Source organism: Variovorax sp. 770b2 (assembly GCF_900115685.1).
Lineage (GTDB): Bacteria > Pseudomonadota > Gammaproteobacteria > Burkholderiales > Burkholderiaceae_C > Variovorax.
The window spans coordinates 94,556-118,442 of record NZ_FOXJ01000001.1; the positions used below are offsets into that span (position 1 = coordinate 94,556).

General features: G+C 69.5%; 3 protein-coding genes. All 3 read left to right on the forward strand.

The window, feature by feature from the left end:
• Nucleotides 1-2: 2 nt before the first annotated feature.
• The 3 genes from BM133_RS00470 to BM133_RS00480 are packed head-to-tail and all read left to right on the forward strand — an operon-like array spanning nt 3 to nt 23,801.
• Entirely contained in the window at nt 3-11,786 is an 11,784-nt protein-coding gene (locus BM133_RS00470; protein WP_093430873.1) for a non-ribosomal peptide synthetase, read from the forward strand.
• 40 nt (nt 11,787-11,826) lie between these two features.
• Complete coding sequence (locus BM133_RS00475; RefSeq protein ID WP_093430874.1) at nt 11,827-19,707, forward strand: non-ribosomal peptide synthetase; 7,881 nt, start codon at nt 11,827-11,829, stop codon at nt 19,705-19,707.
• Nucleotides 19,707-23,801 carry a non-ribosomal peptide synthetase gene (locus BM133_RS00480; RefSeq protein ID WP_093430876.1) on the forward strand — a complete coding sequence of 1,365 codons (4,095 nt, stop codon included), beginning with the start codon at nt 19,707-19,709 and terminating at the stop codon, nt 23,799-23,801. The genes BM133_RS00475 and BM133_RS00480 overlap by 1 nt, the downstream gene beginning before the upstream one ends.
• The last annotated feature ends 86 nt before the right edge of the window (nt 23,802-23,887 follow it).

Below are 23,887 nucleotides of genomic sequence, written 5' to 3' on the forward strand. Positions count from 1 at the left end.
ATATGACTGAACTGCTCGCGACGGGATCCGTCGGCCGGCAACCGCGTAATTTCGTGGCGCACCTGCGCGCGCTGGCCGAGCGGCGTCCGCACGACGTCTGGCTCACCGTGGTCGACGAGGTCGATGGCGTCTTGAGCGAGCAGCCCTTCACCTATGCCGTCTTCGAGCGGCGCGTGCGCGCGCTCGCAGCGCGCCTGCAGCAGCAGTTCGCCAAGGGTGACCGCGCGCTTGTCATGCTCGACAACGGCGACCACTATGCGGTGAGCATGCTGGCCTGCTTCTACTGCGGCGTGATCGCGGTGCCGGTGTTTCCGCCCGAATCGACGCGGCCCCAGCACCTGGCGCGGCTCACCGGCGTGGCGGCCGATTCACAGGCGCGCTGCGTGCTCACGTCGTCCGCATTGAGCGCCGCGATGTCGGCGGCCGGCAACCAGTTCGGCGATGTGCAGATGGTCGCCGTCGATGCGGTCGACATCGCGCTGGCCGACGCCTGGCAGCCCTTCGAGCCGAGCGACGACGACGTCGCCTTCCTGCAATACACCTCGGGCTCGACCTCGGCGCCCAAGGGCGTGATCGTCACGCACGGCAACCTGATGGCCAACGAGCATGCCATTCAGGTCGGCATGGGCATCGGTCCGGACGACAAGTTCGTCTCGTGGGCGCCGCTCTATCACGACATGGGCCTGATCGGCGGCCTGATGCAGCCGCTGTACAGCGGCATCCCGCTGGTGCTGACGTCGCCGCGCTATTTCCTCGAGCGCCCGGTGCGCTGGCTGGAGCTGATCTCGCGCCATCGCGCCACGCTCAGCGGCGGCCCGGACTTCTCGTTCCGCCTGTGCCTGGAGCGCGTGAAGGACGCGCAGATCGCGCAGCTCGATCTCTCGAGCTGGCGCGTGGCCTACACCGGCGCCGAGCCGGTGCGCGCCGATACCGAATTCGATTTCATCGAGCGCTTCGCCCCCGCGGGCTTCGATGCAGGCGCGGTCTACGCCTGCTACGGCCTCGCCGAAGCGACCCTGTTCGTGACAGGCGGGCAGCGCGGCGCCGGCATGGTCGCACGCGGCTTCGACGCCGACGGCCTTGCTGCGGGCAGGGGCGCGCCGCGCGAGGAAGGCACGCTGCTCGTGGGCTGCGGCGCGGTGGCGGTCGATCATGTGGTGGAGATCGTCGATCCCGCCACGCTGTCGGTGGTGGCCGAGCCCGGCCGCATCGGCGAAATCTGGGTGAGCGGCGCGAGCATCGGCGCCGGCTACTGGGGCAAGCCGCGCGAATCCGCGGAGACCTTCGTCGAGCATGCGGGCCGGCGGTGGCTGCGCACCGGCGACCTGGGCTTCGTGTGCGACGGCGAGCTCTACGTGACCGGCCGCATCAAGGACCTGATCATCGTGCGCGGCCACAACATCTATCCACAGGACATCGAGCGCGTCATCGAGGCCGAGGTGGACGCGGTGCGCAAGGGGCGCGTGGCGGTGTTCGCCGCCAGCGGATCCGATGGCGAAGGCATCGGCGCCGCGGCCGAAGTGTCGCGCAGCATGCAGAAGCTGGTGCCGCCGCAGGCGCTGGTCGAGGCGCTGAGCGCCGCGGTCAGCGAGGTGTTCGGCGAAGCGCTCTCGGCCGTGCTGCTGCTCAACCCGGGCGGCATGCCCAAGACCACGAGCGGCAAGCTGCAGCGCAGCGCCTGCCGCGCGGGCTGGCTCGATCGCAGCGCGGATGCCTACGCGATCTACGAGCGCGGTGTCTTCGTCAAGGGCGGTCCTGCCGAGGCGCAGGCCGAAGCGCCCGTGCTCGACGAGATCGAGCGCGCGGTCGATGCGATCTGGCGCGAGGTGCTGAGGGCACCGTCCGACAAGCCGTTTGCGCGCGACGCCCATTTCTTCACGCGCGGCGGCAGTTCGCTCACGGCCACGCAGGCCGCGGCGCGTATCTCGTCGCAATGGGAAATCGTTTTCCCGGCACGCATGCTGTTCGAGAGGCCGCGGCTGCACGAGTGCGCAGCTGCCGTCCGCGAGCAGCTCGCGCTGGGCGCGCCGGCCGCGCACAGCCGCCCGGTCCCCATCGCCACGTTGCCCGCAGCGCGCAGGCAGCAGGCGCTGCCGCTGTCCCACGCGCAGGAGCGCCAATGGTTCCTCTGGCAGCTCGATCCGCAGAGCGCCGCATACCACATGAGCGGCGCGCTGCGCCTGGCCGGATCGCTCGACCTCCTAGCGTTGCAAGCGGCGCTCGGCGACCTCGTCGCACGCCACGAATCGCTGCGCACCACGTTCCGCGTCGGGCCCGATGACACGGCCGTGCAATGGATTGCTGCGACAGGCGCGCTGCCGCTGGCGCTGATCGACCTGCGCGGCCTGCCCGCCGGCGAACAGAACGCGCGATTGGCGCATGAAACCCACCGCCTCAAGTCCGCGCCCTTCGACCTGGCGCAGGGCCGCCTGCTGCGCGCCGCACTGATCCGCACCGCGGACGACAGCCAGGTGCTCGCCGTGGTGATGCACCACATCGTGTCCGACGGCGCCTCGATGCAGGTGCTGATCGACGAATTGGCGGCCGGCTACCTCGCGCGCCTGCATGGCAGCGCGGCCGTGCTGCCCGCAACGCGGGTGCAGTACGCCGACTACGCAGTCTGGCAGCGCGAATGGCTCGCGGCCGGCGAGGGCGAGCGCCAGCTGGCCTGGTGGCGCTCGCAGCTCGGCGAGGAGCATCCGGTGCTCGAGCTTCGCACCGACCGACCGCGGCAGCCCGAAGCCAGCTACCGCGCGGCGCGCCATGCCTTCGAGCTGCCCGCGTCCTTGCTCGGCCAGTTGCGCGGCCTTGCGCAAGCCGACGGCACGACGCTCTTCATGGTGCTGCTCGCAGGGCTGCAGGTGCTGCTGCACCGTCACACGGGCCAGCAGGACATCCGCATCGGCACCGCCATCGCCAACCGCAACCGCGTGGAGTTCGAGAACGTCATCGGCCTCTTCGTCAACACGCTCGTGCTGCGCAACGCCATCGACGGGCGCACGAGCCTCGCGCGCGCGCTGGCCCAGGCGCGCGAAGCCGTGCTCGGCGCGCAGGCGCACCAGGACCTGCCGTTCGAGCAACTGGTGCAGGCGCTGCAGCCCGAACGCAGCATGAGCCGCAGCCCACTGTTCCAGGTGATGTTCAACCACCTGTTCGAAGACCATCGGGCGCTTGAACGGCTCGGCGGCATCGCGGTGAGCGACCATGCGCTGCCGGACCTGCAGGCGCAATTCGAGTTGGTGCTCGAGGCGCGCGAGCGGCCCGATGGCCGACTGAAGCTCGACCTGATCTATGCGGCCGAGTTGTTCGATGCACAGAGCATCGAGCGGATGGCGGGTCACTACGTGGCGATCCTTGGTGCACTGGCCAGCCGGGGCGAACAGGCTGTCGGCGATGTCGATCTGTTGGGTGCCTTCGAGAAGGCGCAGCTCGCGCAGTGGAGCGTGAACCCGCACCGCGAGCCCGGCCTACAGCCGGTGCACCGCCTCATCGAAGGCCATGCCCGCAGCCAGCCGCAGGCCACCGCGCTGCTGTTCGCCGATGAAGCCCTGAGCTTCTTCGAACTCAACTGCCGCGCCAACCGCCTAGCCCACCGCCTGATCTCCCTGGGCGTGGGCCCCGATGTCCTCGTGGGCATCGCCATGGAGCGCAGCGTGGAGATGGTGGTGGGCATCCTGGCCATCCTCAAGGCCGGTGGTGCTTATCTACCTCTGGACCCCGAATACCCGACGCAGCGTTTGGCGTACATGGTCGAGGACAGCGGCATCGAGTTGCTGCTGACCCACCGCGCCACGCGCGATCACATCGCCTCCCGCGAAGGTCTCACTTTCCTCGAAGTCGAGGGCCTCGATCTCGCCCACGAACCGGAGAGCGATCCAAACGTTGCCCTGCACGGCGAACATCTCGCCTACGTCATCTACACCTCCGGCTCCACCGGCCGCCCCAAGGGCGCAGCCATCCGCCACGACGCCCTGCACAGCTGCATGGCCTGGATGCAGCGCGTCTACGGCCTGGGCCGCGAAGACACCGTGCTGCACAAGGCCCCGTTCGGCTTCGACGTCTCGTGCTGGGAGCTGTTCTGGCCCATGACCGCCGGGGCCCGGCTGGTGGTGGCCAACCCGGGCGACCACCGCGATCCCGAGCGGCTGGTGCAGCTGATCCAGCGCCACCAGATCACCACGCTGAACTTCGTGCCGGCGATGCTGCAGGCCTTCCTGGCGCACCCGGGGATCGAGGCGAGCACGCGCCTGAAGCACATCATCTGCGGGGGCGAGGCCATGCCCTCGGAGACGCAGAAGGAGGCCTTGCAGCGTTTGAGCGGCGCGACGCTGCAGAACCTGTACGGCCCGACCGAGACCACCATCCACGTCACGCGCTGGACCTGCCGGGACGACGGACAGGCGCTGGTGCCGATCGGCCAGCCGATCAGCGACACGCAGGGCTATGTGCTCGATGCGGAGCTGAACCTGGTGCCAAGGGGCGTGGCGGGGGAGTTGTACCTGGGCGGGGTGAGTCTTGCGCGGGGCTACCTGAACAAACCGGGGCTGAGCGCGGAGCGCTTCGTGGCCGACCCGTTCGGCAGCGGCGGCAGGCTGTACCGCACGGGGGATCTCGTGCGCTGGAACGCCGAAGGACAGATCGAGTACCTGGGACGCATCGACCACCAGGTAAAGATCCGGGGCTTCCGCATCGAGCTGGGGGAGATCGAGGCGCAGCTGCTGTCGCAGCCCGAGGTGCGCGAGGCAGTGGTGGTGGCCGGAGAGGGGCCGCTGGGCGCGCGCCTGGTGGGCTACGTCTCGGCGCATGCGGGCCGCGAGATCGGCTCGGCCGAACTGCGCCGGCGTTTGGCCGAGGTTCTGCCCGACTACATGGTTCCCTCCACGGTGGTGGTGCTCGGCGCACTGCCGCTGAATGCCAACGGCAAGGTCGACCGCAAGGCGCTGCCCGAACCCGGGCTGGAGAACGCGGGCGCCTACGAAGCGCCGCAGGGTGAAGTGGAAGAAGCACTGGCCGCGATCTGGGCCGACGTTCTGGGCGTGGCGCGCGTGGGCCGCAACGATGGCTTCTTCGAGCTGGGTGGTCACTCGCTGCTGGCGCTGCGGCTGCTGGAGCGCGTGCGCGCGCTGGGCTGGTCGGTGCAGGTGCGCACGCTGTTCCAGCATCCGCAGCTTGCCGCCTTTGCGCAGGCACTGACGCAGGAGCGGCAAGGCAATGAAGTCGTTGTTCCCGCCAATGGAATTCCCGCAGGCTGCAAGGCGATCGAACCGCAGATGGTCACCCTGATCGACCTCGATGCACCGCAGATCGCGCGCATCGAATCGGCAGTGCAGGGCGGTGCAATCAACATCCAGGACATCTACCCGCTGGCGCCTCTGCAAGAGGGCATGCTGTTCCATCACCTGCTGCAGACAGAAGGCGACGCCTACGTCACGCCGCTGGGCCTGAGCTTCGACAGCCGCCAGCGTCTGGAGCGCTTCATCGCCAGCTTCAACCAGGTGATCGCACGCCACGACATCCTGCGCACCGCGGTGCTGTGGGAGGGATTGAAAGAGCCGGTGCAGGTGGTGCAGCAGCATGCGACGCTGAACCTGCAATGGCTGCAGGACGTGGACATGGCCTCGGACATCGCAGGCCAGCTCGCGGCCCACGTCCATCCCTCGCACTACCGCATCGATGTGCGCCAGGCGCCGATGATCCGCGCAATAGCCGCGCACGACGACAGGAGCAACCGCTGGTTGCTGCAGTTGCCCAGCCACCACTTGGTGCTGGACCACACGACACTGGACCTCCTGGTCGAGGAGATCGCGCTGATCGAGCAGGGCCGCCAGGCGGAGCTTCCCGAGCCGGTACCGTTCAGGCGCTTCGTGGCGCAGGCGCGGCTGGGCGTGAGTCAACAGGAACACGAGGCGTTCTTCCGCCGGATGCTGGGCGATGTGGACGAGCCGACGGCGCCGTTCAACCTGCTGGACGTACAGGGCGACGGCACGCGGGTGCACGAGGCGAAGCTCAGGCTGGCGCCGGAGTTGGCGCAGCAGGTGCGGCGCGAGGCGCAGCGCCATGGGGTGGGGGCGGCGACGCTGTTCCACCTGGCGTGGGCGCTGGTGCTGGGCAAGGCCACGGGCAAGGACGACGTGGTGTTCGGCACGGTGCTGTTCGGGCGCATGCAGGGTGGCCAGGGCGCGGAGCGCGCGGTCGGGCTTTTCATCAACACGCTGCCGCTGCGGATCCGCCTGGGAACCCGGAGCGTCCTGCAATGCGTGAAGCAGACGCATGAAGCGCTCGCGCAACTGCTGCATCACGAGCATGCCGGCCTTTCCCTGGCGCAGCGCTGCACGGCACTGCCTGGCGGAACGCCGCTGTTCTCCGCGTTGCTGAACTACCGCTTCAATTCGCGGCCGGTGAAGTCGTCGAAGACGCCGCTGGGCGAAGGCATGGAAGTGCTCGGCGGCCGCGAGTTCACCAACTACCCGTTCGACATGTCGGTGGACGATGTGGGCGACGGTTTCGAGCTGGTCGCGCTGATCGACCAGGCCGTGGACGCGCAGCGCGTGTGCGGCCTGATGCATGCGGCGATCGCGTCCATCGCCCGGGCCCTGGAAAAGCAGCCCGCGCAGCTCGCATGCGACCTCGACCTGGTGCCCGCATCGCAGAAGCACCAGCTCGCGGCATGGGGTGTCAACCCGCAAGGCTACGACGATGCGCAGCCTGTGCACCGGCTGTTCGAGCGCCATGCGAAAGAGGCGCCAGAGGCACCCGCGCTGGTGTTCGGCGATGCAACGCTGAGCTACGCGGAACTCAACGCCAGGGCCAACCGCCTCGCGCATCGCCTGATCGAACTCGGCGTGAAGCCCGAGCACCGCGTGGGCATCGCGGTGGAGCGCTCCGTCCAGATGATGGTGGGCCTGCTCGCGATCCTGAAGGCCGGTGGCGCCTATGTGCCGCTCGACCCGGAGTACCCGGCCGATCGCCTGGCCTACATGGTCGGCGACAGCGGCATCTCGCTGCTGCTCACGCAGTCGCACATTGCCGGACGCCTTGCGTCCAGCGGTTCGCTGCCGACGCTGGCACTCGATGCGCTCGACCTGTCTGCGCAGCCTGCGCGCGATCCGCAGGTCGCGCTGCATCGCGACGGCCTGGCCTACCTGATCTACACCTCGGGCTCCACCGGGCGGCCCAAGGGCGTCGGCATTTCGCACGGCGCGCTGGTGCAGCATGCGCAGGAATCCATCCGGTTCTTCGGCCTCGTGCCGTCGGACCGCATGCTGCAGTTCTCGACGCTGAACTTCGACGGCTTCATCGAGCAGACCTTCCCGCCGCTCGCAGCGGGCGCCGCGATCGTGCTGCGCGGCCCCGCGCTGTGGGACAGCGAGACCTTCTACCGCGAACTCATCGACAAGCGCATCAGCGTGGCCGACCTCACCACGGCCTACTGGCTGCTGCTCGCGCAAGACTTCGCGCGCCATGGCGCGCGTCCGTACGGCGCGCTGCGGCAGGTCCATGCGGGCGGCGAGGCGATGCCGCCCGAAGGGCTCAACGCCTGGCGCAGGGCGGGGCTCGCGCACATCGCGCTGCTCAACACCTACGGGCCGACCGAGGCGACGGTCACGGCCTCGGTGCTGGATTGCGCGCCGTATTTGCAGGCGGGCGACCAAGGCGTGCCACTGCGCATGCCCATCGGCGTGCCGCTGGCAGGCCGTGCATTGCGCGTGGTCGGCCCCGACTTCAGCCTGGTGCCGCAGGGCGCGGCAGGCGAGCTGTGCATCGGCGGTGCGCTGCTGGCGCGCGGCTATCTCGGCCGGCCCGGGTTGAGTGCGGAGCGCTTCGTGGCCGATCCGTTCGACGACAAGGGCGGGCGGCTCTATCGCACAGGGGACCTGGTCCGCTGGAACGAGCAAGGCCAGCTGGAGTACCTGGGCCGCATCGACCACCAGGTGAAGATCCGGGGCTTTCGCATCGAGCTGGGGGAGATCGAGGCGCAGCTGCTGTCGCAGCCCGAGGTGCGCGAGGCAGTGGTGGTGGCCGGAGAGGGGCCGCTGGGCGCGCGCCTGGTGGGCTACGTCTCGGCGCATGCGGGCCGCGAGATCGGCTCGGCCGAACTCCGCCAGCGTTTGGCAGAGGTGCTGCCCGACTACATGGTTCCCTCCTCGGTGGTGGTGCTCGGCGCACTGCCGCTGAATGCCAACGGCAAGGTCGACCGCAAGGCGCTGCCCGAACCCGGGCTGGAGAACGCGGACGCCTACGAAGCGCCGCAGGGTGAAGTGGAAGAGGCGCTGGCCGCGATATGGGCCGACGTGCTGGGCGTGGCGCGCGTGGGCCGCAACGATGGCTTCTTCGAGCTGGGTGGTCACTCGCTGCTGGCGCTGCGGCTGCTGGAGCGCGTGCGCGCGCTGGGCTGGTCGGTGCAGGTGCGCACGCTGTTCCAGCATCCGCAGCTTGCTGCCTTTGCGCAAGCCTTGGTGCAAGGGGCTGATGGGCCGAAGGACCGCGAAGTCGTCGTCCCGCCCAACGGCATCCCTGCGGGCTGCGAATCCATCGAGCCGCAAATGGTCACCCTGATCGACCTCGATGCACCGCAGATCGCGCGCATCGAATCGGCAGTGCAGGGCGGTGCAATCAACATCCAGGACATCTACCCGCTGGCGCCTCTGCAAGAGGGCATGCTGTTCCATCACCTGCTGCAGACCGAGGGCGATGCCTACGTCACGCCGCTGGGCCTGAGCTTCGACAGCCGCCAGCGGCTGGAGCGCTTCATCGCCAGCTTCAACCAGGTGATCGCACGCCACGACATCCTGCGCACCGCGGTGCTGTGGGAGGGGTTGAAGGAGCCGGTGCAGGTGGTGCAGCGCGGCGCGACATTGACGCTGCAATGGCTGCAGGACGTGGACATGGCCAAAGACATCGCAGGCCAGCTCGCGGCCCACGTCCACCCCTCGCACTACCGCATCGACGTGCGCCAAGCGCCGATGATCCGCGCGGTCGCTGCGCACGACGACGCGAGCAACCGCTGGGTGCTGCAGCTGCCCAGCCACCACTTGGTGCTGGACCACACGACGCTGGACCTCTTGGTCGAGGAGATCGCGCTGATCGAGCAGGGCCGCCAGGCGGAGCTTCCCGAGCCGGTGCCCTTCAGGCGCTTCGTGGGGCAGGCGCGGCTTGGCGTGAGCCAACAGGAACACGAGGCGTTCTTCCGCCGGATGCTGGGCGATGTGGACGAGCCGACGGCGCCGTTCAACCTGCTGGACGTGCAGGGCGACGGCACGCGGGTGCACGAGGCACGCCTGCGACTTGCGCCCGAGCTGGCGCAGCAGGTGCGGCGCGAGGCGCAACGCCACGGGGTGGGGGCGGCGACGCTGTTCCACTTGGCGTGGGCGCTGGTGGTGGGCAAGGCCACGGGCAAGGACGACGTGGTGTTCGGCACGGTGCTGTTCGGGCGAATGCAGGGTGGCGAGGGTACCGACCGGGCCTGGGGCATGTTCATCAACACGCTGCCGCTGCGTGTGAAGCTGGGTGCGCGCGATGTGGCGCACTGCGTGAAGCAGACGCACGATGCGCTCACGCAGCTGCTGCACCACGAGCACGCGAGCCTCGCGCTGGCGCAGCGTTGCACGGCGCTGCCGGGCGGCGCGCCACTGTTCTCGGCGCTGCTCAACTACCGCTACACGCAGGAGCAGGCCGAGGGCACGCTGCTGCTCGAAGGCATGGAAGTGCTCGGTGCCGACGAGCGCACCAACTACCCGCTCACCCTGTCGATCGACGACCTGGGCGAGGGCTTCGAGCTCGTGGCGCAGATCCACGAGCCGGTGGGGGCCGCGTACGTCTGCGGGCTGGTGCATTCGGCGCTGGAGGGGATCGTCGATGCGCTGGCGAAGCCGGCCGTGCAGCCGGTCTGCGAAATCGATCCGATGCCAGCGCAGGAGAAGCAACAGCTCGCGGCGTGGAGCGCGTATGCGAAAGACCGTGGGGATGCGGAACCGTTGCACCGTCTGATCGAACGTCAGGCGGCACTGCACCCCGAGGCGCCCGCGCTGTCCTTCGAGGCGCAGGCGCTGGGCTATGGCGAACTCAACCGCCGGGCCAACCGGCTGGCGCATCACCTGATCGAACTGGGCGTGCGTCCCGAGACCCGCGTGGGCGTGGCGGTGGAGCGCGGCATCGAGCTCGTGGTGGCGTTGCTGGGCATCCTGAAGGCCGGCGGTGCGTATGTGCCGCTCGATCCGGAATACCCGGCCGACCGCATCGCCTACATGGTGCAGGACAGCCGGCTGTCGCTGGTGCTCACCCAGAGCCACCTTCAAGAGTCGGTCGCGCTGCCCGCTGGCGTGGCCGTGCTGCCGCTGGACACCGCGGACTTCAGCAATCGGTCCGACACGAATCCGAGCGTGGCACTGAGCCCCGACAACCTCGCGTATGTGATCTACACCTCCGGCTCCACCGGTCGCCCCAAAGGTGCCCAGCTGTGCCACCGCAACGTGACACGGTTGCTCAGCCAGACCGAATCGTGGTTCCATTTCGGCCCCGAGGACGTATGGACGATGTTCCACTCCTACGCCTTCGACTTCTCGGTGTGGGAGATCTTCGGGGCGCTGTGCACCGGCGGCAAGCTGGTGGTGGTGCCCTACTGGGTGAGCCGCTCCCCCGAAGACTTCCTGCAGCTGCTGCGCACGCAGCGCGTGACGGTGCTCAACCAGACGCCCTCTGCCTTCGGCCAACTGGCCAGCCTGCCGCAAGCCATGGAAAAGGATCTGGCATTGCGCGTCGTGATCTTCGGCGGCGAAGCGCTCGAGCCGCAGCGCCTGCGCGGCTGGATCGAACACCACGGCGACCAGCATCCCCAGCTCGTGAACATGTACGGCATCACCGAGACCACGGTGCACGTGACCTACCGCCGCATCACCGCGGCGGACATCGGCCCGCAGCGCAGCCCCGTGGGCCTTGCGATCCCCGACCTGGGCCTGCGCGTGCTCGATGCCCAGCTGAACCCCGTGCCGCTGGGCGTGGCGGGCGAACTGCACGTCTCGGGCGAAGGCCTGGCGCGCGGGTACCTGAATCGTGCCGGCCTCACGGCCGAGCGCTTCATCGCGGCCGAGGACGGCAGCCGCTTGTACCGCACGGGCGACCTGGTTCGCTGGAACGCGCAGGGCCAGCTGGACTACCTGGGGCGCATCGACCACCAGGTGAAGGTGCGGGGCTTCCGCATCGAACTCGGGGAGATCGAGGCGCAATTGCTGGCGCAGCCCGAGGTGCGCGAGGCGACGGTCATTGCGCGCGAGCAGGCGGGTGCGACGATGCTGGTGGCGTACCTGTCGGCGCAGGCAGACCAGGCGATCGACACGCCGGGCCTGCGCGTGCGGCTGGGCCAGGTGCTGCCCGACTACATGGTGCCGGCGGCCTTCGTGGTGCTGCCCACGCTGCCGCTGAACGCCAACGGCAAGGTGGACCGCAAGGCGCTGCCCGAGCCCGAGCGGGCCAGCGAGCGGGCCTATGAGGCGCCGCAGGGTGAAGTCGAAACGGCCCTCGCAGCCATCTGGTGCGAGGTGCTGGGCATGGCGCGCGTCGGCCGCCACGACGACTTCTTCGAGCTCGGCGGCCACTCGCTGATGTCCGTGCAGATGGTGGCCCGCGTCGAGAGCGCGATGCATGCGCAGCTGTCGATCAAGGACATCTTCCAGCACCCGACCCTGGGCGGCATGGCCGCCCTGATCAACGGCGCCGGCCAGAGAAAGCCGCTCGCCGATGCCCTCTCCGATATCGATGCCTTCATGGCCAGCATGGAAGAAGCTGCATGAACCCCGGCAACGCGAAGCCAACGTACGGATCACACCCCAGATGACGAGCCCCAGTCCCGTTCCCGCCACCACCCACGACCAGATCGGCAAGCGTTTCTCGCGGCTGAACGCGGCGCAGCGCCGCGCGGTGTACCAGAAGATCCGCGCCGAGGGCTTCACCATCGGGCAGTTTCCGATCACCCCGCGCGAGGAGGCCGTGCAGGCGGCCTGCCCGCCGTCGTATGCGCAGATGCGCCAATGGTTCCTGTGGCAGCTGGAGCCGGGCAGTTCGGCGTACCACGTCTCGGGTGGCCTCAAGCTCGAAGGGCGGCTCGATGTCGATGCGCTGAAGGCGAGCTTCGCCGCGCTGGTCGCGCGCCACGAGTCGCTGCGCACGGTGTTCGCGGCCGATGCGCAAGGCGTGGTCGAGCAGCGCGTGCTGCCGGATGGTGGATTCGACATCTCCTTCATCGACCTGGCCGCCCTCGGCAGCACGGAGCGCGAAGCGCGCACCGCCGAGGAAGCACGGCGCATCTGCGACACGCCTTTCGACCTGACCGCCGGCCCGCTGCTGCGCGTCGGGCTGATCCGCCTCGGCGAGAACGAACACGTGCTGGTCGTCGTGATGCACCACGTCGTGTCCGACGGCTGGTCGATGCGCGTCGTGGTGGACGAGTTCGTCACGCAGTACCGGGCGCGCGTGCAGGGCCAGGCGCCGGCGCTTGCGCCGCTGCCGATCCAGTACGCCGACTACGCGCTGTGGCAGCGGCACTGGCTCGAAGCCGGCGAGAAAGACCGCCAGCTCGAACACTGGAAGGCGCAGCTGGGGGCCGCCCATCCGGTGCTGCAACTGCCGACGGACCATCCGCGCCGCGCCGACGGAAAATACCGCGCCGCGCGCCACGACATCGCGCTCACCCCGGCGCTGGCCGCGTCGCTGCGCAGACGCGCGCAGGCCGAGGGCGCCACGCTCTTCATGGTGCTGCTCACGGGTTTCCAGGTGCTGCTGCACCGCTACACCGCGCAGCCCGACATCCGCGTGGGCGTGCCGATCGCCAACCGCCATCGCGTGGAGTCCGAAGGTGTCATCGGCTTCTTCGTCAACACCCAGGTGCTGCGCAACGAACTCGATGGCCGCACCTCCCTGCGGCAGGCGCTCTCGCACACCCGCGAGGCGGCGCTGGGCGCACAGGCGCACCAGGACCTGCCGTTCGAGCAACTGGTGGAAGCCCTGCAGCCCGAGCGCAGCCTGAGCACGGCGCCGCTGTTCCAGGTGATGTTCAATCACCAGCGGCAAGACCACGGCGCGCTCGAGAACCTGCCCGGCCTCGCGCTGCAGGGCTACGCGCTGGGCGAGCAGCCCGCGCATTTCGAGCTCACGCTCAGCGGCACCGAGGACGGCGCGGGCCAGGTGCGGCTGAACTTCGACTACGCGCGCGAGCTGTTCGATGCACAGACGCTCGAACACATGGCGGCGCACTACGTCGCCGTGCTGGCCGCGCTTGCGGACCGCCCCGACGCCCACATCGGCGACCTGGACCTGCTGGCCGCCAACGAAACGCGCCAGCTCGTGCAATGGGGCGTCAACCTGCGCGCTGACGGCAACGCCGAGCCGGTGCACCGCCTCATGGCGCGGCATGCGAGGGAGCGCCCCGACGCCACCGCGCTGATCTTCGGCGACCGCACGATGAGCTACGGCGAACTCGACCGCCGCGCCAACCGCCTGGCGAGGCGGCTGGTCGCGCTCGGCGTGAAGCCCGAGGTCCGCGTGGGCATCGCGGTGGAGCGCTCGATGGAGATGGTGGTCGGCCTGCTCGCCATCCTGAAGGCGGGCGGCGCCTATGTGCCGATGGACACCGAGTACCCCGTGGACCGGCTGGCCTACATGGTCGAGGACAGCGGCATCGCACTCCTGGTGACGCGGAGCCACCTGCGTTCGCGCGTGCCGGTGAAGGGCGGCGTGCAGGTGCTGGAGCTGGACACCGCGGACCTCGACGGCGCAGATGCATCCGCACCCGAGGTGCCGGTGCACGCCGGCAACCTCGCCTACATCATCTACACCTCCGGCTCCACCGGCATGCCCAAGGGTGTGATGGTCGCGCACGGGCCCTTCGCCGCGCATTGCGTCGACACGGCCGTGCTCTACGAGATGGGGCCGCGCTCGTGCGAGCTGCACTTCCTGTCGTTCTCGTTCGACGGCGCGCACGAGCGGCTCTTCACCGCGCTGTGCTGCGGCGCCTCGCTGCTGCTGCGCGACGCGTCGCTCTGGACGGCCGAGCAGACGCTCGATGCCATGGCGCACCACGGCGTGACCAACGCCGGCTTTCCGCCGGTCTACCTGCGCCAGCTGGCCGACTGGGCCCGCGACACCGGCAACTGCCCGCCGGTGCAGCTGTATTCGTTCGGCGGCGAGGCGATGTCGCGCGAGAGTTTCGAGGCGGTGCGCCGGTACCTCAAGCCGCGGATCCTCATCAACGGCTACGGGCCGACCGAAGCCGTGGTGACGCCGATGCTTTGGAAGGTGGCCGCCGATGCGAGCTTCACCGAAGGCTATGCGCCCATCGGCCGGCCCGTGCAAGGCCGCAAGGCCTATGTGCTGGACGGCGATCTCAACCGCGTGCCGCGCAACGTGGCCGGCGAGCTGTACCTGGGCGGCACGGGCCTCGCGCGCGGCTACCTGCAGCGCGCGGGCTTGAGCGCGGAGCGCTTCGTGGCGGACCCGTTCGACGAAACACCTGAAGGCGGCGGCCGCCTCTACCGCACCGGCGACTGGGTGCGCTGGCGCGAAGACGGCCAGCTCGAATACCTGGGCCGCATCGACCACCAGGTGAAGGTGCGGGGCTTTCGCATCGAGCTCGGCGAGATCGAGGCGCTGCTGCTCGCGCAGCCCGAGGTGCGCCAGGCCGTCGCGGTCGCCGTGAACGCCGCCAACGGGCCGAACGGCACGCGGCTGGTGGGCTACGTGTCGCCCCGGGCCGGCCAGCGCGCGGATGCGGCCGTGCTCAAGGAGCGGCTCGCGCGCGCGCTGCCCGACTACATGGTGCCCGCGGTGATCATGGTGATCGACACGCTGCCGCTCGCCCCGAGCGGCAAGGTCGACCGCCACGCGCTGCCTGAGCCGACGGCCGAGGCGGCGCGTGTCCACGAGGCGCCGCAAGGTGTGGCCGAGGCGGCGCTCGCCAAGGTCTGGTGCGAGGTGCTGGGCCTTGCGCAGGTCGGTCGCAACGACAACTTCTTCGAGCTCGGCGGCGATTCGATCCTGAGCCTGCAGATCGTCGCGCGGCTGCGCCTGGCGGGCTGGAAGTCCACGCCCAAGCAGATCTTCGAGCGCCAGACGGTGGCGCTGCTCGCGGGCGCGATCGAGCCGGCGGGCGATGTGAAGCGGCCGGCCGCAAGTGCGGCGGAAGGCGCCGTGCCGCTGCTGCCGTTCCAGCGTGAATTCTTCGCGATGGCGATGCCCGCGCGCCACCACTGGAACCAGTCGGTGCTACTGCAAAGCCGCGAGCCGCTGCAATTGCCGGCCTTGCGCCAGGCGCTGCGGGCCGTGGTGCAGCATCACGACGGCCTGCGCCTGCGCTTTCGCCAGGACGCGGCGGGCGCCTGGCAGCAGGGCTACGAAACCACGTCCGACAACGAACTGGACGAGGTGCTCTGGGTGCGCCGCGCAGCCGATGCCGCGCAGCTCGAAGCGTTGTGCGACGAGGCGCAGTGCAGCCTCGACATCGGGCATGGCTCGCTGATTCGCGCGTTGGCCGTCGAGCTGCCGGGCGGCGAGGCGCGGCTGCTGCTGGCGATCCATCACCTGGTGGTCGATGGCGTGTCGTGGCGCGTGCTGCTCGAAGATCTGCAGCTGGCGTACCGCCAGGGCCTCGCGGGTTCGCCCATCGTGCTGCCGGAGAAGACGAGCAGCTACAAGGACTGGTCCCTGGCGTTGCAGGGCTACGCAGCCGGCCATGCCGGCGAGCTGGACCACTGGCGCACGCTGGCGGAGGTGCCGGCGGCGCTGCCCTGCGCGAATCCGCAGGCATCGAACACCGTCAAGGACCAGCAGACCATCGAGCTGCAACTGGACCGGGCGAGCACCGAGGCCTTCCTGAAGGATGCGCCCGCGGCCTACCGCACGCAGGCCAACGACCTGCTGCTCACGGCGCTCGGCCGCGCGCTGTGCGCATGGGGCGGGCATTCGCAGATCCTGGTGGATCTCGAAGGCCATGGCCGCGAGGACCTCTTCGAGCACATCGACCTGTCGCGCACCGTCGGCTGGTTCACCGCGCTGTTCCCGGTGGCGCTCGCGCCGCAGGGCGAGATCGGCGATGCCATCAAGCGCGTGAAGGAGAGCCTGCGCCGCGTTCCGAACAAGGGACTGGGCCACGGCGTGTTCAAGCATGCGGGCGATGCCGCGCAGCGCGAGGCGCTGCAGGCGCTGCCGAAGGCGCAGGTGGTGTTCAACTACCTGGGCCAGTTCGACGGCGCTTTCCGTGACGACGTGGGAGAAGGCGCGCAGTGGATTCCGGCGCGGGAAGAGGGCGGCGCGCAGGTGGACGACGGCGCACCGCTCACGCACGAGTTCTCGGTCAACGGCCAGGTGTTCGATGGGCAGCTGAGACTGAGCGTGAGCTTCAGCCGCGCGCGCCACGACGCCCAAGCGGTGCTGGGTTGGGCGCGACGCTTCCGGGACGAGCTCGAGGCATTGGTGCGCCACTGCGCAGGTGGACCCCTCGGCATGACACCCTCGGACTTTCCGCTCGCCAGGCTCGACCAGCAGGCGCTCGACGCGCTGCCGGTGCCGGCCGCGCGCCTGGCCGACCTGTATCCGCTCTCGCCGATGCAGTCGGGCATGCTGTTCCAGACCCTGCTGGAGCAGGGCGGCGGCGCCTACCAGAACCAGTTGCGGCTGGACTTCAAGGACCTCGACGCCGCGCGCTTTCGCGCGGCCTGGGAGGCCGTGTTCAAGCGCCACGACGTGCTGCGCACCGGCTTCCTGCAGCGCGAAGGACATCCGCTGCAATGGATCGACCGCAACGCGCAACTGCCGTGGCGCGAAGAAGACTGGCGCGAGCGGAACCCCTCACGTGACGACATGGCCGCGCTGGCGGAGGCCGAGCAGTCGCGCGGCCTCGCGCTGGCGGAGGCGCCGCTCGCGCGCTTCGTGCTCGTGCGCACCGGTGCGCGCAGCCATCATTTCATCTGGACCGTGCACCACCTGCTGCTGGACGGCTGGAGCACCTCGCAGCTGCTGGGCGAGGTGCTGCGCCACTACGGCGGCCAGGCGCTGCCCGCGCTCGCGGGCCGCTACCGCGACTACATCGGCTGGCTGCAGGCCCAGGACGCCGCGGCCAGCGAAGCCCACTGGCGCCGCGAGGTGAGCCGCCTCGAAGGCCCGACGCGGCTGGTCGATGCATTGCCCAAGCCGGCCATCGCGGGGACGGGCTACGACACCCTGCGCCATGCCTTCGATGCCGAGGCCACCGGGCGGCTCGTGGCGTTCGCCAAGCGCGAGCACGTCACCATGAACACGCTGGTGCAGGCCGCTTGGGCGCTGCTGCTGCAGCGCTACAGCGGGCAGCACGCGGTGGCCTTCGGTTCGACCGTGTCCGGGCGCCCTGGCGAACTGGCGGGCGTGGAGCAACTGGTGGGCCTGTTCATCAACACGCTGCCGGTGATCTGCACGCCGCAGCCCGGCCAGGCCGTGGGCGCCTGGCTGCGCGAACTGCAGGCGCAGAACGTGGACGTGCGCGAGCACGAGCACACGCCGCTCTACGAGATCCAGCGCTGGGCCGGTTCGGCGGGGCCGGGGCTGTTCGACACCCTCGTGGTGTTCGAGAACTATCCGGCCGACCAGGCGCTGCGCGAGAACATGCCGGGCGGCATGACGGTCGAGGTGATCGGTCAGCACGAGGAGACCCACTATCCGATGACGGTGAAGGTGGTGCTCTCGCCCGCGCTGGTGCTGCAGTTCAACCACGACCGGTCGGTGATCGGCGAGCGCGAGGCCGCGGCCATTGCGCGGCACATGAATCAGTTGCTCGAAGGCTTGGTCGCAGATTCGTCGCGTGCGCTGGGGACGCTGGAACTGCTGGACGATGCGGAGCAGGCGCAGTTGCAGCAGTGGGGCGCCAAGGTCGATGGCCGCGAAGATGCGGACGAGGCGACGCTGTTGCACCGTCTGATCGAACGCCAGGCGGCACTGCACCCCGAGGTGCCCGCGCTGTCCTTCGAGGCGCAGACGCTGGGCTATGGCGAACTCAACCGCCGGGCCAACCGGCTGGCGCATCACCTGATCGAACTGGGCGTGCGTCCCGAGACCCGCGTGGGCGTGGCGGTGGAGCGCGGCATCGAGCTCGTGGTGGCGCTGCTGGGCATCCTGAAGGCCGGCGGCGCCTATGTGCCGCTCGATCCGGAGTACCCGGCCGACCGCATCGCCTACATGGTGCAGGACAGCCGGCTGTCGCTGGTGCTCACCCAGAGCCACCTTCAAGAGTCGGTCGCGCTGCCCGCTGGCGTGGCCGTGCTGCCGCTGGACACCGCGGACTTCAGCAATCGGTCCGACACGAATCCGAGCGTGGCACTGAGCCCCGACAACCTCGCGTATGTGATCTACACCTCCGGCTCCACGGGTCGCCCCAAGGGCGCCCAGCTGTGCCACCGCAACGTGACACGACTGCTGTCGCAGACAGACGCATGGTTCAGCTTCGGTCCGAAGGACGTGTGGACGATGTTCCACTCCTACGCCTTCGACTTCTCGGTGTGGGAGATCTTCGGGGCGCTGTGCACCGGCGGCAAGCTGGTGGTGGTGCCCTACTGGGTGAGCCGCTCCCCCGAAGACTTCCTGCAGCTGCTGCGCACGCAGCGTGTGACGGTGCTCAACCAGACGCCCTCGGCCTTCGGCCAACTGGCCAGCCTGCCGCAGGCCATGGAAAAGGATCTGGCATTGCGCGTCGTGATCTTCGGCGGCGAAGCGCTCGAGCCGCAGCGCCTGCGCGGCTGGATCGAACACCACGGCGACCAGCAGCCCCAACTGGTCAACATGTACGGCATCACCGAGACCACGGCGGACATCGGCCCGCAGCGCAGCCCCGTGGGCCTTGCGATCCCCGACCTGGGCCTGCGCGTGCTCGATGCCCAGCTGAACCCCGTGCCGCTGGGCGTGGCGGGCGAGCTGCACGTCTCGGGCGAAGGCCTGGCGCGTGGGTATCTGAACCGTGCCGGCCTCACGGCCGAGCGCTTCATCGCGGCCGAGGACGGCAGCCGCCTGTACCGCACCGGTGACCTGGTGCGCTGGAACGCGCAGGGCCAGCTGGACTACCTGGGCCGCATCGACCACCAGGTGAAGGTGCGGGGCTTCCGCATCGAGCTGGGGGAGATCGAGGCGCAGCTGCTGGCGCAGCCCGGGGTGCGCGAGGCGGCGGTCATTGCGTGCGAGCAGGCGGGCGCGACGATGCTGGTGGCGTACCTGTCGGCGCAGGCAAACCAGGCGATCGACACGCCGGGCCTGCGCGTGCGGCTGGGCCAGGTGCTGCCCGACTACATGGTGCCGGGGGCCTTCGTGGTGCTGCCGACCTTGCCGCTGAATGCCAACGGCAAGGTGGACCGCAAGGCGCTGCCCGAACCCGAGCGGGCCAGCGAGCGGGCCTATGAGGCGCCGCAGGGGGAGATTGAAATCGCACTCGCAGCCGCGTGGGCCGACGTGCTCGAGGTCGCGAAGGTCGGCCGCCACGACGACTTCTTCGAACTCGGTGGGCATTCGCTGTCGGTGCTCAGCGTGCAGACGCGCATGCACAGGCAGTTCTCGTCGATGCAGGTGCCGCTCAAGGTGTACTTCGAGCATCCGACGCTGGCCGCGCTGGCCGAGGCGCTGCAGGCGGTGTCGCGCACGGTGGAAAAAGAAGAGGCCACGGATCTCGCGCAGATGGCCGCGTTGCTCGCAGAGCTGGAGGATTGATGCAGATCGAAAAACAGGCCATTGCCGACCGCTTCGCAAGGCTGCCGCGGGACAAGCAGAAGATTTTTCTCGATGCGTTGCGCAAGCAAGGCGTGGACTTCGCGCGGCTGCCGATCGTGCCGGCCGCCGGCGCGCAGGACGCGGCGGCGCTGTCGTACGCGCAGCTGCGCCAGTGGTTCCTGTGGGAACTGGACCCCCGGAGCACGGCGTACCACATCAACGGCGCGTTGAAGCTGCGCGGTGCGCTCGACGTGGCGGCGCTGAAGGCGAGCTTCGCGGCGCTGGTGGAGCGCCATGCGTCGCTGCACACCGTGTTCCGTCCCGATGGGCAGGGGCTGAGCGAGCAGCGGATTCTGGAGCGCATCGACTTCGACGTCGAGATGATCGACCTGGCAGGCCTCGCGCCGCAGGCCGCGGAAGATGGCGCGCGCGACGCGGCGCAGCGCCTGACCGACACGCCCTTCGACCTCACGCGCGGCCCGCTGCTGCGCGTGGGGCTCCTGCGGCTGGCCGCCGATGTGCATGTGCTGGTGGTGGTGATGCACCACATCGTCTCGGATGGCTGGTCCAAGCAGATCCTGGTGGATGAGTTCATGCAGCAATATCGCGCGCGCGTGCGCGGCGAGACGCCTGCGATGGCGCCGCTGCCGGTGCGCTACGCCGACTACGCCGCATGGCAGCGCAACTGGCTCGAGGCAGGCGAAAAGGAACGCCAGCTCGCCTACTGGACCGAGCGACTGGGCACCGCCAACCCGGTGCTGCAACTGCCGACGGACCACAGCCGCCGGCCCGATGGCCGTTACCAGGCGGCGGGGCACACCGTCGAGCTGTCGCGCGAACTGGTGCAGCAGCTGCACCAGCTGGCACACGGCAACGGCGCGACACTTTTCATGGTGCTGCTCGCGGGTTTCCAGGTGCTGTTGCATCGCCACAGCGGCGAGCGCGACATCCGCGTGGGCGTGCCGGTGGCGAACCGCACGCGCGCCGAGATCGAGGGCGTGATCGGCTTCTTCGTCAACACGCAGGTGCAGCGCAACGTGATGGACAGCCGCACCCCGCTGTCGAAGGTGCTGGCGCAGACCAAGGAGGCAGCGCTGGGCGCGCAGGCGCACCAGGACCTGCCGTTCGAGCAACTGGTGGAGGCCCTGCGGCCCGACCGCAGCCTGAGCGTGAGCCCGCTGTTCCAGGTGGTGTTCAACCACGAGCGGATCGATGGACGCGCGTTTGCGCAACTGCCGGGGATCGACGTCGAGGGCTATGCGCTCGGCGATCCGGCGGCGCAGTTCGAACTGGTGTTGAACACCAGTGAGGATGCGGACGGACGGGTGAATGCGCTCTTTGCGTATGCGGCCGAGTTGTTCGATGCCGAGAGCATCGAGCGGATGGCGGGTCACTACGTGGCGATCCTGAGTGCACTGGCCAGCCGGGGCGAGCAGGCCGTCGGCGATGTGGACCTGCTCGGAGCCTCCGAGAAGGCTCAGCTCGCGCAATGGAGCGTGAACACGCGCCGCGAGCCCGGCCTGCAGCCGGTGCACCGCCTCATCGAAGGCCATGCCCGCAGCCAGCCGCAGGCCACCGCGCTGCTGTTCGCCGATGAAGCCCTGAGCTTCTTCGAACTCAACCGCAGGGCGAACCGCCTGGCCCACCGCCTGATCTCCCTGGGCGTGGGCCCCGATGTCCTCGTGGGCATCGCCATGCAGCGCAGCGTGGAGATGGTGGTGGGCATCCTGGCCATCCTCAAGGCTGGTGGTGCATATCTTCCTCTGGACCCCGAATACCCGACGCAGCGTTTGGCGTACATGGTCGAGGACAGCGGCATCGAGTTGCTGCTGACCCATCGCGCCACGCGCGATCACATCGCTGCGCGCGAAGGTCTTGTCACGCTCGAAGTCGAGCACCTCGATCTCGCCAACGAACCCGAGAGCGATCCAAACGTTGCCCTGCACGGCGAACATCTCGCCTACGTCATCTACACCTCCGGCTCCACCGGCCGCCCCAAGGGCGCAGCCATCCGCCACGACGCCCTGCACAGCTGCATGGCCTGGATGCAGCGCGTCTACGGCCTGGGCCGCGAAGACACCGTGCTGCACAAGGCCCCGTTCGGCTTCGACGTCTCGTGCTGGGAGCTGTTCTGGCCCATGACCGCCGGGGCCCGGCTGGTGGTGGCCAACCCGGGCGACCACCGCGATCCCGAGCGGCTGGTGCAGCTGATCCAGCGCCACCAGATCACCACGCTGAACTTCGTGCCGGCGATGCTGCAGGCCTTCCTGGCGCACCCGGGCATCGAGGCGAGCACGCGCCTGAAGCACATCATCTGCGGGGGGGAAGCCATGCCCTCGGAGACGCAGAAGGAGGCCTTGCAGCGTTTGAGCGGCGCGACGCTGCAGAACCTGTACGGCCCGACCGAGACCACCATCCACGTCACGCGCTGGACCTGCCGGGACGACGGACAGGCGCTGGTGCCGATCGGCCAGCCGATCAGCGACACGCAGGGCTATGTGCTCGATGCGGAGTTGAACCTGGTGCCACGGGGCGTGGCGGGGGAGTTGTACCTGGGCGGGGTGAGTCTTGCTCGGGGCTACCTGAACAAACCGGGGCTGAGTGCGGAGCGCTTCGTGGCGGACCCGTTCGGCAGCGGCGGCAGGCTGTACCGCACGGGGGATCTCGTGCGCTGGAACGCCGAGGGTCAGATCGAGTATTTGGGCCGCATCGACCACCAGGTAAAGATCCGGGGCTTCCGCATCGAGCTGGGCGAGATCGAGGCGCAGCTGCTGTCGCAGCCCGAGGTGCGCGAGGCGGTGGTGGTGGCCCGGCAGGCGCCCGGCGGCGGTCGCGCCTCGCTCGTGGGTTATGTCGCGGCGCATGCCGGGCAGGTGGCCGACAGTGTCGTGCTGCGCGAGCGCCTCGGACGCGTGCTGCCCGACTACATGGTGCCGCGCGTCGTCGTCACGCTGCCGTCGCTGCCGCTGAATGCCAACGGCAAGGTGGACCGCAGCGCGCTGCCCGACCCCGAAGTGCTCGGGCGCGAGCGCGCGTTCGATGCGCCACAGGGCGATGCCGAAGAGGCGCTGGCCGGCATCTGGCGCGAGGTGCTGGGCGTGGAGCGCGTGGCGCGCAACGACAACTTCTTCGAGCTGGGCGGCGATTCGATCCTGAGCCTCAAGCTCATCGCGAAGGTCCGCCAGCAACTGCCGGGCGGCAGCCGGCTGGGCCTGGCCGACGTGATGCAGGCGGGCAGCCTCGCCGCGCTGGCCGACCGGTTGCAGCAGCGCCTGGGCGATTCGCACCACGCGGTCTGCCTGCATGCGGGCGGTGCGGGCGTGCCGCTGTTCTGCATGCCGGGCCTGATCGTCAACACGCGCGAGTTCCAGGTGCTGGCGCGCGCGCTCGAGGGCGATCGGCCCGTGTACGGCTTCGTGAGCCACGTCTACACCGCCAAGCGCTGGCGCGGTTTCGCGATCCGCGAGCTGGCCGCCGAGTACGCGGACTTCATCCTCGCGACGGCCACGGGCGGGCGCTGCGCGCTGCTGGGCTGGTCGCTCGGCGGCGACCTCGCCTTCGAGGTCGCGCGGCAGCTGGAAGGGCGCATCGAGGTGGCGTTCATCGGCGCGGTGGACGTGTTCGAGACCGAGCCGATGATTCCCGCCGGCACGCTGACGTCAGCGCAGCGCGCGCAGGCCGACCAGGCGCTGGCCGAATGGCTCGCGCGCTCGGAGATGGCTGCGCAATGGACGGCGCTGATGGCGCGCATGGACGCGCGCGAGCGCGACTGGGTGGCCGAGCAGATGCTCGACCCCGCAGAGGCGTTTCCGTCGGACGGTGCCGGGGACGAAGCGGCCGAATACCTGCTGTGGGCGACGCTCGACAGCCGCGTGCAGTCGATGCGCCATGCGTACGAATCGTCGGCGCGGCCGGTGCACGTGTTCCAGGCGGAGAGCTCGCTGCGCAGGGACGGGCGGCTGCGCGACTGGTCGGCCCATGCGCCGGTGGCGGCGACCGACGTGCTCGAGAACGCCGATCACCTGGACATCATTCGCCATCCGCAGTTGAGCGCGCTCGTCAAGCGCCGGCTGCTGGCCGTCGACGCGGCGTAGTTTCCTTGGCGGCGCCTTCGGGCGCCGCATGAAAAAAAGGCCGGATGCCTCGTGGGCATCCGGCCTTTTTTTGCCGTGTGGTGCTC